Source organism: Amycolatopsis sp. WAC 04182 (genome assembly GCF_003947465.1).
Lineage (GTDB): Bacteria > Actinomycetota > Actinomycetes > Mycobacteriales > Pseudonocardiaceae > Amycolatopsis.
Genome location: NZ_QHJJ01000002.1, coordinates 1,400,454 through 1,412,733, shown reverse-complemented (window position 1 = coordinate 1,412,733; position 12,280 = coordinate 1,400,454). Strand labels below are relative to the sequence as shown.

At 69.1% G+C, this 12,280-nt stretch carries 13 protein-coding genes and 1 rRNA gene; 7 read left to right on the top strand and 7 right to left on the bottom strand.

The genetic code is table 11. The annotated features are described in order from the left end of the window. Window positions 1–6: 6 nt before the first annotated feature. Window positions 7–123: ribosomal RNA gene (gene rrf, locus DMH01_RS13785) — 5S ribosomal RNA — on the top strand. 241 nt (window positions 124–364) lie between these two features. Here the strand turns inward: rrf and cobF are convergent. Then, window positions 365–1,129 (bottom strand): precorrin-6A synthase (deacetylating), encoded by a 765-nt coding sequence (gene cobF / locus DMH01_RS13780; RefSeq protein ID WP_125676562.1) that lies wholly within the window; start codon window positions 1,127–1,129, stop codon window positions 365–367. Window positions 1,130–1,225: 96 nt separating this feature from the next. On the opposite strand from cobF, the gene DMH01_RS13775 reads away from it, so the two are divergent. Genes DMH01_RS13775 through DMH01_RS13770 form a run of 3 tightly spaced genes read left to right on the top strand, consistent with a single transcriptional unit; the run spans window position 1,226 to window position 3,788 of the window. After that, window positions 1,226–1,432 carry a heavy-metal-associated domain-containing protein gene (locus DMH01_RS13775; protein WP_016332212.1) on the top strand — a complete coding sequence of 69 codons (207 nt, stop codon included), beginning with the start codon at window positions 1,226–1,228 and terminating at the stop codon, window positions 1,430–1,432. Further along, window positions 1,429–1,587 (top strand): hypothetical protein, encoded by a 159-nt coding sequence (locus tag DMH01_RS42980; protein ID WP_199745471.1) that lies wholly within the window; start codon window positions 1,429–1,431, stop codon window positions 1,585–1,587. Before DMH01_RS13775 ends, DMH01_RS42980 begins: the two co-directional genes overlap by 4 nt. 41 nt (window positions 1,588–1,628) lie before the next feature. After that, window positions 1,629–3,788 (top strand): cation-translocating P-type ATPase, encoded by a 2,160-nt coding sequence (locus tag DMH01_RS13770; RefSeq protein ID WP_233621510.1) that lies wholly within the window; start codon window positions 1,629–1,631, stop codon window positions 3,786–3,788. Here the strand turns inward: DMH01_RS13770 and DMH01_RS13765 are convergent, their stop codons facing one another. Further along, window positions 3,789–4,070, bottom strand: coding sequence for a metal-sensitive transcriptional regulator (locus tag DMH01_RS13765; RefSeq protein WP_007034631.1), 282 nt, complete (start codon window positions 4,068–4,070; stop codon window positions 3,789–3,791). A gap of 166 nt (window positions 4,071–4,236) precedes the next feature. On the opposite strand from DMH01_RS13765, the gene DMH01_RS13760 reads away from it, so the two are divergent. After that, a complete protein-coding gene (locus DMH01_RS13760; RefSeq protein WP_125676559.1) occupies window positions 4,237–4,599 on the top strand; it encodes a YciI family protein in 363 nt (120 codons plus the stop codon). On the opposite strand, the gene DMH01_RS13755 is transcribed toward DMH01_RS13760, so the two are convergent. Beyond that, window positions 4,596–5,264, bottom strand: a complete 669-nt coding sequence (locus tag DMH01_RS13755) for a M protein (RefSeq protein WP_125676557.1) — start codon at window positions 5,262–5,264, stop codon at window positions 4,596–4,598. The genes DMH01_RS13760 and DMH01_RS13755 overlap by 4 nt on opposite strands. A 212-nt stretch (window positions 5,265–5,476) precedes the next feature. On the opposite strand from DMH01_RS13755, the gene DMH01_RS13750 reads away from it, so the two are divergent. Then, the gene (locus tag DMH01_RS13750) at window positions 5,477–6,172 is read left to right on the top strand and encodes a maleylpyruvate isomerase family mycothiol-dependent enzyme (protein ID WP_125676555.1); all 696 of its coding nucleotides are present in this window, start codon (window positions 5,477–5,479) and stop codon (window positions 6,170–6,172) included. On the opposite strand, the gene DMH01_RS13745 is transcribed toward DMH01_RS13750, so the two are convergent. From DMH01_RS13745 to DMH01_RS13730, 4 genes are all read right to left on the bottom strand, one after another. Continuing rightward, window positions 6,173–7,507, bottom strand: a complete 1,335-nt coding sequence (locus DMH01_RS13745; RefSeq protein ID WP_125676553.1) for a copper resistance CopC/CopD family protein — start codon at window positions 7,505–7,507, stop codon at window positions 6,173–6,175. Next, window positions 7,504–8,079, bottom strand: a complete 576-nt coding sequence (locus tag DMH01_RS13740; protein WP_125676551.1) for a hypothetical protein — start codon at window positions 8,077–8,079, stop codon at window positions 7,504–7,506. Before DMH01_RS13740 ends, DMH01_RS13745 begins: the two co-directional genes overlap by 4 nt. Before the next feature lie 115 nt (window positions 8,080–8,194). Beyond that, entirely contained in the window at window positions 8,195–8,881 is a 687-nt protein-coding gene (locus DMH01_RS13735) for a helix-turn-helix domain-containing protein (RefSeq protein WP_034313734.1), read from the bottom strand. A 40-nt stretch (window positions 8,882–8,921) separates the two neighbouring features. Next, window positions 8,922–9,761, bottom strand: a complete 840-nt coding sequence (locus DMH01_RS13730) for an AfsR/SARP family transcriptional regulator (protein WP_199745470.1) — start codon at window positions 9,759–9,761, stop codon at window positions 8,922–8,924. 221 nt (window positions 9,762–9,982) lie between these two features. On the opposite strand from DMH01_RS13730, the gene DMH01_RS13725 reads away from it, so the two are divergent. After that, entirely contained in the window at window positions 9,983–12,256 is a 2,274-nt protein-coding gene (locus DMH01_RS13725) for a TOMM precursor leader peptide-binding protein (protein ID WP_125676549.1), read from the top strand. Window positions 12,257–12,280: the final 24 nt, after the last annotated feature.

Below are 12,280 nucleotides of genomic sequence, written 5' to 3'. Positions count from 1 at the left end.
TAGTGTTTCGGTGGTTATAGCGTCAGGGAAACGCCCGGTCCCATTCCGAACCCGGAAGCTAAGCCTGACAGCGCCGATGGTACTGCAACCGAAGGGTTGTGGGAGAGTAGGACACCGCCGGACTAACATTGAAGATAAAAGGCCCAGGTCGGTCGAGAACCCAGAGTTCTCCCGACCTGGGCCTTTTTTTCATACCCAAAACCCGCCACACCCGTGACCGAGCACGCGACTCACGTGACCGAGCGCGTCACACACGTGATCAGAGGCGTCACTCACGGGATCACGCGAATGACGCGCCCCATCACGCGAATGACGCCCCTGGACACGCGAATGACGGCGTGGAGCACGCGAAGGGGTAAGCGAGCTAGGGGCGGATTGGGCGTCGTAGGTGGTAGATGTCCATGATCCAGCCCTTGCGGGAGCGGGCGGAGGCGCGGACGGAGCGGATCTCCGCGGCGAGATCGGCGGTCAGGGGACCGGAGAGCAGGAGCTCGTCGGGGGTCCCGAGGTACGCGCCCCAGTAGATCTCCAGGCCCGTGTCGACGTACTGCGAGAAGGTGCAGTTCGCGTCCAGCATCACGAAGACGTCGTCGACGTCCGCGGGCCAGCCGGCCTCGAGACGGCGGCCGGTCGTGATCTGTACCGGGCGGCCGATCTGGTTCATCGTGGTCCGGTGCCGGGAGGTCAGCGCGGCCACACTGCTGACCCCGGGGATGACGTCGTACTCGAACTCGACGTTGCCCCTGGCCAGCACGGCGTCCAGCAACGTGAGGGTCGAGTCGTAGAGTGCGGGATCGCCCCAGACGAGGAACGCGCCCCGCTCGTCGGGACCCAGGGAAGCGATCATGTTCTCGTAGACGTCGGTCCGGAGGCGGTGCCAGTCGGCGACGGCCTTCCGGTAGTCGTCCGGAGTACGGTCGCGTTCGGGGTCCGGTGCCCGGACGACGCGGTAGCCGGGCTGCTCGACGAAGCGGTCGAGGATCTCCTGGCGCAGCGCCGTCAGGTCCTGCTTCTCCGAGCCCTTGTCGAGGACGAAGAACGCATCGGTCTCGTTCAGCCGCCGGATGGCCTGGACGGTCAGGTGGTCCGGGTCGCCGGCGCCGATGCCGATGGCGGAGATCTTCCTCATTTGCGCAGTGTGCCCGCACCCTCTGTGCAAACCCCTACCCCCACGGGGTATAAAGGAAGTGATCGCTCCACCTGTCCTGTAGAGGAGTTCGTACCGATGGCCGAAACCACCTACACCGTCAAGGGCATGTCCTGCGGGCACTGTGCTTCCTCCGTCACCGAGGAGGTCAGCGGGATCGCGGGCGTCAGCGCCGTGAACGTGGACGTCGCCAGCGGCAAGGTCACCGTCACGAGCGAGGCGCCCCTGGACGTCCAAGCCGTCGACGCGGCCGTCACCGAGGCCGGTTACCAGCTCGTCTCGTGAGCACCGCCGTCAAGGTGTCGGCGTTCGCCGCGGCCCTGGTCGCGGTGTTCGCCGTCGCCTGGGCGATCGGTTCCGCCGTCGGGCCGCCGGACGAACCGCCCGCGCCGGCTCCGACCAGCGAGCACCACGGGCACCACCCGGGAGGTACGCCGTGAGCGTCGGGACATCCCAGCGGGTCGAACTGGCCATCGGCGGGATGACCTGCGCGTCCTGCGCCGCGCGGGTCGAACGCAAACTGAACAAGGTCGACGGCGTCTCCGCCACGGTCAATTACGCCACCGAGAAGGCGCAGGTCGACTTCCCCGCCGCGCTCTCGGTCGAAGAACTCGTCGGCGTCGTCGAGTCGGCCGGCTACACGGCCCAGCCACCCAAGCCCGACGAAGACGAAGACCAGACCGACGCGCTTCGTACGCGTCTCGTCGTCTCGGCCGTGCTCGCCGTGCCGGTGATCGTGCTGGCGATGGTCCCGGCCTGGCAGTTCACCTACTGGCAGTGGGTCTCGCTGGCGCTGGCCGCGCCGGTCGTCACCTGGGGCGCGTGGCCGTTCCACCGCCCGGCCTGGACGAACCTCCGCCATGGCGCCGCCACCATGGACACCCTGATCTCACTCGGCGTCGTCGCCGCCACGCTCTGGTCGCTGTACGCCCTGCTGTTCGGCACCGCCGGGGTACCCGGCATGCGGCACGGCTTCGAGCTGACGATGCAGCGCGGATCCGGTGCGGGCAACCTCTACCTCGAAGTCGCCGCCGGGGTGACGACGTTCCTCCTGGCCGGCCGGTACTTCGAGGCCCGGTCCAAGCGTCGCTCCGGCGCCGCGCTGCGGGCGCTGCTCGAACTCGGCGCGAAGGACGTCGCGGTCCTCAAGAACGGTACGGAGAGCCGCGTCCCGATCGGCGAGCTGAAGACGGGCGACGAGTTCGTCGTGCGGCCGGGGGAGAAGATCGCCACCGACGGTGTCGTGATCGACGGGGGATCCGCCGTCGACCTGAGCATGCTGACGGGTGAAGCGGTCCCGGTGGAGGTCGGCGCCGGGGACACCGTCGTCGGTGGGACGGTCAACGCCGGCGGACGGCTCGTCGTCCGCGCCACCCGGATCGGCGCCGACACACAGCTCGCGCAGATGGCACGGCTGGTCGAAGACGCGCAGAACGGCAAGGCGCGGGTCCAGCGGCTCGCCGACCGGGTGTCGGCCGTGTTCGTCCCGGTGGTGATCGCGCTCGCGGTCGGCACGCTCGGCTTCTGGCTCGGGGCCGGCAGCGGAGCCGACGCCGCCTTCACCGCCGCCGTCGCTGTCCTCATCATCGCCTGCCCGTGCGCGCTCGGCCTCGCCACGCCGACGGCGCTGCTGGTCGGCACCGGTCGCGGCGCGCAGCTGGGCATCCTCATCAAGGGACCCGAAGTGCTCGAGTCCACTCGTGCGGTCGACACCGTGGTCCTGGACAAGACCGGAACGGTGACCGCCGGGAAGATGAGCCTCACCGACCTCTTCGGGGCCGATGAGACCGAGGTGCTGCGGCTGGCCGCGGCGGTCGAGCACGCTTCCGAGCATCCGATCGCCCGCGCGATCGTCGCGGCCGCCGAAGAGCGGCTGGGCGAACTGCCGGCGGTCGACGGGTTCCGCAACGTGGAGGGCCTGGGTGTCTTCGGTGAAGTCGAGGGCAAGACCGTCCTGGCCGGGCGGACTGCGCTCCTCGACCGGCACGGCATCGCCGTCGGCGACGAGTATTCCCAGGTCAGGGCGGCCGCCGAGGATCGTGGCGCCACCGCGGTCGTCGTCGCCTGGGACGGTGAGACGCGCGGTGTGGTCGTCGTAGCCGACACGGTCAAGCCGACTTCGGCCAAGGCCGTGGCGGAACTGAAAGCGCTCGGACTCCGCCCGGTCCTGCTGACCGGCGACAACACCGGTTCCGCGAAGGCCGTCGCCGCCGAGGTGGGGATCGACGAGGTGATCGCGGAGGTCCTGCCCGCCGACAAGGTCGACGTCGTCAAACGGCTGCAAGCCGAAGGGCGCGTGGTCGCCATGGTCGGCGACGGCGTCAACGACGCGGCCGCGCTCGCGCAGGCCGACCTCGGTCTCTCGATGGGGACCGGGACGGACGCCGCGATCGAGGCCGGTGACCTGACCCTGGTACGCGGCGACCTGCGCGCGGCCGCGGACGCCATCCGGCTTTCGCGCCGCACGCTCGGCACGATCAAGGGCAACCTGTTCTGGGCGTTCGCCTACAACGTCGCCGCGCTGCCGCTGGCCGCGCTCGGCCTGCTCAACCCGATGATCGCGGGGGCCGCGATGGCGTTCTCCTCGGTGTTCGTCGTCACCAACAGCCTGCGGTTACGCCGGTTCCGCGGGAACGCCTGATCAGGACCGGACCAGCCGGGCGATGGCGTCGGACGCCTCCCTCACCTTGAGGTCGGCCTCTTCACCGCCCGCGGCGGCCGCGTGGACCACGCAGGTGGCGAGGTGCTCGTCCAGCAGTTCGAGGGAGAACGACTGCAGCGCCTTCGTGGCCGCGGACACCTGCGTCAGGATGTCGATGCAGTACTTGTCCTCCTCGACCATCCGCTGCAAGCCGCGGATCTGTCCTTCGATCCGGCGCAGGCGCTTGAGATAGGCCTCCCGCTCGGTGCCGTAGCCCGTCATTCCGCACCCGTTCTCTCGTCGTTCCCTGTCACCGATCACTATACCCTCCCCACGTATGTGCCCGGGCGAAGCGAATTTCCGGGTGCCAGGATGTCGAGGACGATCCGGCGGCTCCGACCCCTGCGTGAGTGGCCGGGGATCGGCCGGACGACCAGGAGGAACACCGATGAAGTACATGATCATGATCACCATGAACCCCACCGCCTGGGACGCTCTCCCCGAGGAAGAGCGCAACGAGGTGGTCGCCCGCATCGACCCTTTCATGAAGAAGCTCACCGAGAGCGGCGAACTGCTGGGGACGCAGGCGCTGGGGGAGCCGAAGGAGAGCACGGTGGTGCGGGTGCGTGACGGTGTCCCGGTGGTCACCGACGGCCCGTTCGCGGAGTCGAAGGAGTACCTGGCCGGCTTCTACCTGGTCGAATGCGACAGCAAGGAGCGCGCGATCGAGATCGCGGGCCAGATCCCGGACGCACATATCAACGCGATGGAGATCCGGCCGGTGGTCTTCTCTTCGGGCGACCCCGCCTAGGTCGCGGCCGCTTCGGTGCCGGTGCGGGCTTCGGGCCTGCTCCGGCGCTGAACGGGCACTTCCGGTTTCGGCGAGTCGGGCACGGCCAGTACCGAGCCGGCCTCGGTGAGCAGTTCGCGGCAGCCGACCAGCTGTTTCAGCACGTCATCGCGCAGGCGGAGGGCCACATCGGCCTTCTGTCGCGCTTCGGCGACCAGGCGCTCGCTCTCTTCTGCGGCGTCGTCGAGCAGTTTTCGCGCCCGGGCCTGCGCGGCTTCATCCCGTGCGGCGAGTGCGCGCATCGCTTCCGCGCGGCGCAGCGTCATGGCGCGTTCGAAGTCGTCGGCGATCCGCTTCCGTTCCGCCTCGGCCTTGGCGGCCTCTTCGGCGGCACGCGCGGTGATGTCTTCGGCCTCTTCGCGGGTGAGTTCGAGCATGCGGCGCGAGCGCTCCTGCAACGCGTCCGGCGCGATCGGCACACGGCTGATCCGGTCGACCGTGGCCTTCAATTCTCGATTGTCCTCGCGTGCGGCGGTGAGCTCGGCGGCGAGCGCGTCTCCGCGGCGGAGCGCTTCATCGCGTTCGGCTTCCACTCGTCGTAGTTCGGCTTCCACCTCGCGAACGAATTCCCGGACCTGAGCGCGATTGAAACCACGCCACGCCAGATCGAAGCCGGGCATCTCCATTGGTCACCTCCACAGTGGTCGATGTGTCGCCATTGGGCGCTTTCTCTTGCCACACGGGGCTTTCCCCGACCAGTGTGCCTGAAGCCGTGGCGACACGCGCCACGGGTGGGTGGTCTTTGCGTTGAACGGTACGCGCAAGCGGGGAGAAGGGTGAAGCTCCGAAGCGATGGGAGAATGGACGACCATCGCTTACCCCTACTGGAGGTGGCCGCGTGACGAGCAGCCGAATTCGGGTCCCTGGCTGGAATACGGCGACAGCGGCCGAAGGGTATCGGCAGGTCAGAGAGAACTTCGCGATCTTGCTCGCCGACCACGCGGGCGCCGCCGAGCGGGTCGTCCCAGCGTGTCCACAGTGGACCGTGCGGGAGCTGATCGCGCATCTGGCCGAGATCTGCGATCGGGTGATCACCCGGTTCGGTGGTGAGGCCTGCCCGGTGCCGGAGACTGCGTCGGCCCCCGAGGTGCTGAAGCTCTGGCTCGAACGCGGTCCCGAAGCCGACGCCCTCCTCGCCGCCGACGGCGACGGGAAGGGCCGCGGCGACATCCTGGTGATGGACGCCTTCACCCACGAACTCGATCTCCGGTACGCGCTCGGCGCTCCGCCTCCCGGGGCGCACGCCGCCTGGCTGCGGGGATTCGAAGTGCTCGTCCGCGGCCTCGGCGACTCGCTGGGCAGGCACGGGCTGCCCGGGATGCGGATCGAGACCGAGGGCGCGACCTGGATCGCCGGTACCGAACCGGTCGCCGCGGTGCTCTCGGGCGCGCCTGTGGATCTTTACCGATCGCTCGCCGGGCGCCGGAGCCCGGCCCAGATCGCCGCCATGGACTGGCTCGGCGATCCAGAGCCGTGGCTCCGGGCCTTCACCTGGGGGCCGTTCGCCCCGCCGGAAGAGGAGATCGAGCGGTGATCAGCCGGTCGGGGACATCGAGGACAGCGCCGCGGCCAGCGCGAGCACCACGGCCACGATCAGCACCTCGACCCCGACGCTGATCCGCAGTTTCCGCAGGTCGGCGGTCACCACGCCGGTGCCGCCGCGCCCGGAGATCCCGCGCCGCACGGCGTTGCGGCTCAGGTTCGCCACCCACAGCAACGCGGCGAATCCGGTCAGCTTCAGCAGGAAGACGATGCCGTAGGCCGACGTCCACAGCGCCTCCACCGACGGCACGAGCCGGAAGCCCAGGTAGGCGCCGCTGACCACCATGATCACGATCGACCGGGTGGCGATCGGGTGGAACCGCGCCAGCGCCGGCTCGGCCTCGGACGCCGAATACCTGCCGCGCAGGAGCACGGCCAGCTGGATCAGCCCGCCGACCCACACGGCCATCGCGCCGAAATGCGCCAGGTCGGCGCTGACCGAGAGGAACATGATCTTGTCGGCCACGGCATGCCCGGTCGCGGAGAAGCTGAGCATCACGATGAACCCGGCGGCGATGCCGAGGTTCTCGTAGCGCGAGCGCAGCCGCTCCGGCAGGTCACCGGTGAGCAGCCGTCGCACGATCACGGCGAGCGCGACGATCGCGGCCAGGCGCAGGAGCAGGAGCTTCCCGTACGCCACCCGCAGGGTCGCCTCGATCATCGCCGGGTCGAAGAGCGCACCCACCCCGCGGCCCGCGACGTACGGACCTTGCAGCAGGAAGCCGGCCACGGCAGTGACTCCCGAGAGCCACAGACCCGCTGTGATCAGCTTCCGCGCCGACGGATCGGTGCGGCCCTCGGGGCGGCAGACCAGCAGGAACACCAGCCCGCCCAGCAACGCGACACCGCCGAAGGAGCCCCAGCGGAAGGTGGTGAACAGCGCGTCGGTCACCGGATCGGTCCCGGTGGAGGCGGACACCGCGCCCGCCGACGTGATCAGGGGACCGGTGCCGATCACGAAGGCGATCGTGCCGCGGACCGGATGTGAGTCGGCCGAGACGAAGGCGTACTCGACGAGATAGCTGCCGTCCGGAAGGTCGGGCTCGAGCGCGACGGCGACCTCTTCGGCGACTTCGCCCGGCTGGAACACCGGGCCGGACACCACGTCGGTGCCCTGCTGGTCGACGACCTTGATCGAGTTCGGCTGGATGCCGATGTTCTCCGACAGGGTGATCGAGACCCGGTCGGGGGCCGACGTGAGCCGGGCGCCGTCGGCGGGGTTCGAAGAAAGGAGCTCGACGTGGGCCGAGGCCGGGGCCGCGGTGAGCACCGCGACCCCGAACCACGCCACCAGCACCGCCAGTAGCGCGAAGAGCCTCCTGGTCACGACGCCGCGGTCGCCAGCTCACGCCGGCTTTCGGGCGAGCACGTGCACCCGGTCAGCTCCCGCTCGGCGGCGGGGGCCTTCCGGTGCACGAGCATCGCGATGATCATCGGGATGGTGACGATCGTGTTGTAGAACAGGTGCAGTTCCACCCGCGGGATGAACAGCTGGATGATGCTGCTCGGCGCGGTGCCGCCGCCGAGGCGCCAGCCGGTCTGCGCCTGGATCAGCAGGAGCAGATGTTCGATGTGGTGCCAGAACTGCAGGCCGAGCGCCAGGTTCCACCACTGCCGCGAACGGCCGGCGAAACCTTTGCGCAGGGCGAACAGGAAGACCAGCATGACGATGGCGTACCCGTAGTGCAGCCATTCGGAGCTGATCAGTGCCGGGAAGGGGATCCCGAGCACGCCGCGCGCGTCCGGGGTCTTCCAGCCGAGGGCGTAGATCTGGAACGCCTGCACCAGGTGTTCCGCCCAGTGGGCCACCACGACCACCGCGAAGGAGAGGAGCGCCGCGCGGTGGTATTTCCCGTTGAGCGCGGCGAACAGACCCGGACGCGAATCAAGTGTGGCCATGCAGGGCTCCTAAGACGAAGGACCGACCGGTGACGGATCTCGACGATAGCCCGCGATCCGGAGGTTTCCGTTACTCCGGATTGCTGATCCGACCTGCGGTCTTACGCCGGATGGCTCAGCGGACGACGATTCCTTCGGTCACTTTCGGAGCCGCGGGGATGTGGAACAATTCCGCGAACAGTTCGAGGTATTCGAAGGCGCCTTCGAGGCGGATCTTGCCGGTCCGCGTCGCGTCGGCGGCGGTGAGGTCGCCGGTCAGCAGGTCCTTGATGAACGGGCCCAGCGGTTCGATGACGGCGTCGGCGCCGGGGTGCGCGCCCTCCGCGACCTTGAGCGCGCCGTCCTCGACGATCGCGTGCAGGATCATCTCGCCCGGGTAACGCAGTTCGTAGGTGACCTGGACGCCCTTGGCCTTTTCGCTCCGGAAGGTCGTGTACAGCGAGAGGATCGCCGAGTCCAGGGTGAAGACGTCGTCGGCGGACGGCTGCCCGAGCGACCGCGCGCCCCAGAGGCCGAGGTCCAGTACGATCTGGTCGAGTTCGCTGCCGTACTCGGTGAGTTCGTAGACCACCGCGGCGTCGAGCTGGGGGAGCAGGCGGCGGCGGAGCACCCCGGACTGCTCGAGTTCGTTGAGCCGCGCGGACAACGTGCTCGGCGGGATCTTGGGCAGGCCCGCCTGCAACTCGGTGAACCGCTTCGGGCCGAGGACGAGGTCACGGACGATCAGCAGCGACCAGCGTTCGCCGATGATCTCCAGCGCCCTGGCCAGACCGCAGAACTGTCCATAGGTACGAATGCTCATCCGTCGATCCTCACTTTCGTTTCCGTGCCGGGAATGCTGTTCACGCGGGTTCACCCTCGGAAAGCAGGCCGTGGTGCAGTACCTGCAGTTCGTCACAGGGCTCGACGCCCAGTTCGTAGTTGAGCCGAGCCCGCACCTGACGGTACGTGGCGAGCGCGTCGGAACGCCGCCCGCTGCGGCCGAGCACGCGGATCAGCTGCCCGTGCAGGGCCTCGTCCAGCGGATTCGCGGCGACCAGGGAACGCAGTTCGCCGATCAGCTCGTGCCGCATCCCGGCCGCGATGTCCGCCTCGATCCGCAGGTGCAGGGTGCTGCGCCGCTGTTCGACGAGGTCGACCGAGTACGCCGACAACACCGGTCCACAGTGGACGTTCGCGAGCGGCGGCCCCGACCACAGGGCGAGCGCGGAGCGGAAGGCTTTCGCCGCTTCGATGTGCTCACCCCGCAGTTGCAGTTCCCGGCCCCGCTGCTGCAGCTCCTGGAACTCGAAGACGTCCACCTGCTCGGGGGCGATCCGGAACACGTACCCCGGCGGTTTCGTCGCCAGCATGGTCTCACCGTACGGGGCGAGCTCGTTCTCCTCGATGCACTTGCGCAGCTGGTAGACGTAGGTGTGCATGGTGGTGCGGACGCTGCGCGGCGGGTCGTCGGCCCACAGCTCCTGCACGATCGCGTCGATGGGCACGATCTTCCCCGGGCTCATCACCAGCATGGCGAGCACCTGGAGCAGCTTCGGCGTCGTCGGCGCGTAGTCGATCCCGTCCCGCACGAGTTCGAGCGGGCCGAGGAGGGTGAAACGGACAGGACTTGCGGGCGGGACCGGAATCGGGTTGGGTGCCGAGCCGTGGTGCGTGTCCGCTACTCGTGATCCGGTGTACATCGCAAGCGCCCTCCAGCTCGATACGCGTCGAGACCTGATTCCCAGTACTTCGACAGTGGCAGAGCGGCCCGTCGCGGGCCAGTGAGCCGTCCACCAGCTTCCGCGTGCGTGCGTCCCGGAAGAACGTGGGTTTTTCATGTCCGACACATGAATCGCGCACTGGCCGGGGCAAAGGCAGCCGAGCAGGATTCGAGAATCGAACCGACCTTCTGGGGGTCAACATGCGCGAGGCATCGTCCACGTCCGGCTCGATCAGCGGTGGCCTGGGGTTCAAACGGCATCTGCGCGTGGAGGTCCGCGCGGGGAACGGTGCCTATCTGTTTTCGGAACAAGGGGTCATCGCGATGCGCGGCGCGCAGGTCGCGTCGGTGGCGGCCCTGCTCGACGGCACCCGTGACCTCGACGGGCTGCTGTCCGCCCGCCCGGACGGGATGAGCGCCGAACAGGTCACCGGTGTGCTGGCCCGGCTGGTCGAGGCCGGTCTGGTCACCGTTCACGTCCCGGACGAGATCAGCGGCGACGAACGCGCGCTCGCGTACTGGGACGCCTGCGGTCTCGACGCCTCCGCGGTGGCCGGCCGTCAGAAGCCGGCGACGGCGAGCCTGACCGCGATCGGCAGTGGCATCGACACCTCGCAGGTGGCCAGCGGGCTGGCCGCGAGCGGGATCGAAGTGGTCGGCACGGCTTCCGAACTGGCCATCGTGCTGTGCGACGACTACCTCGACCCGCGCCTGGCGGAGATCGACGCCGAGCACCGGCGCACCGGGCGACCGTGGCTGCTGGCCCGGCCGTCGGGTTCGCAGGTGTGGATCGGCCCGATCATGCAGCCCGGCCGGTCCGGCTGCTGGCACTGCCTGACGAACCGGTTGTGGGGGCACCGGCACGCCGAGGCCTGCGTGCAGGAGGTCCTCGGGCACGACGGCCCCGCGTCGTTCCCGATGCCCGCCGTGCCGCCGCTGACCGCGGCCGCGTCGCATCTGATCTCCCTCGAAGCGTCCAAATGGCTGGCGGGACACCGCTATCCGGGGCAGCAGGCCGTGTGGATCCTGGACACCCTCGACCTGCAGGGGCGCCTGCACGAACTGCGGCGCCGTCCCCAGTGCCCCGAATGCGGTGACGAAGGGATCGTCGCCGCGCGGACGGCCGAGCCGGTGGTGCTGCGGGAGGCCAAGAAGGCGACGTCGGGCGGTGGCGGGCACCGGACCCTCACCCCGGTCGAGGTGCTCGACCGCTACGGGCACCTGGTCAGCCCGGTCACCGGGATCGTCAAGGAGATCTCCCGCGACCCGCGGGCGCCTGCGTTCGTGAACGCGTACCACTCCGGGGGGAACGTCGCCCGCCGCGTGCGCGGTGAGGCGGGGTTGCAGGCCGGGCTGCGCGGGGAGAACGGCGGCAAGGGGGCGAGCCCGATCGACGCCGAGGTCGGCGCGCTGTGCGAGGCGATCGAGCGGTTCTCGGCGAACTACCAGGGCGACGAACTCCGGATCCGCGACACCTTCCGCGCGCTCGGCGAGGACGCCGTCCACCCGAACTCGTGCATGCTCTTCGACGAGCGCCAATACGACAGCCGCGTCGAGTGGAACGCCGCCCACTCCAACTTCCAGTACGTGCCGGAACGGTTCGACGCCGAAGCCGCCATCGACTGGACACCCCTGTGGTCGCTCTCGCAGCAGCGCCGGAAGCTGATGCCGACCGCGTACCTCTATTACGGGGTGCCGTGGGAGTGCGGGCTCACCGGGATGCGCGCGGATTCCAACGGCTGCGCGGCCGGAAGCAGCATCGAGGACGCGATCCTGCAGGGACTGCTCGAACTCGTCGAACGCGACGCCGTCGCGCTGTGGTGGTACAACCGGCTTCCCGTTCCTGGAGTGGACATCGCCTCGTTCGACGACCCGTGGGCCGAGGAGATGGTCGGCCAGTACGCGCGGGCGGGCCGGGAACTGTGGGTCCTCGACCTGACGGCGGACCTCGGTGTTCCGGTGATGGTCGCGCTGTCCAGGAGTATCGTCGGGCCGCGCGAAAACGTCATGATGGGCTTCGGCGCCCACCTGGACCCCAGGACGGCGCTGCGGCGGGCGGTCAGCGAGCTCAACCAGCTGATCCCGGCGGTGCTCGCGAACGACGTCGAGCTCGACGATCCCGACGCGGCGCGGTGGCTCCGGTACGCGACGGTCGCGAACCAGCCGTATCTGCTGCCGGCGCCCGGCCGGTCGGCGAAACGGGCCGCGGACTTCAAGTTCGTCCGGCGTCCCGACGTCCGTGACGACGTGGAGTGCTTGGTACGCAGGCTTTCCGTGCTGGGAATGGAGACGATGGTGCTGGACCAGACGCGGCCCGACATCGACCTCCCGGTGGTCCGGGTGGTCGTTCCGGGGCTGCGTCCGTTCTGGAGCCGCTTCGCTCCCGGACGGCTGTTCGACGTGCCGGTGCGCCTGGGCAGGCTCGCCGAACCGACTCCCTACGAGCGGCTGAATCCCTTCCCCATGTTCTTGTAGATCAAGCTGGAGCATCAGTTGACG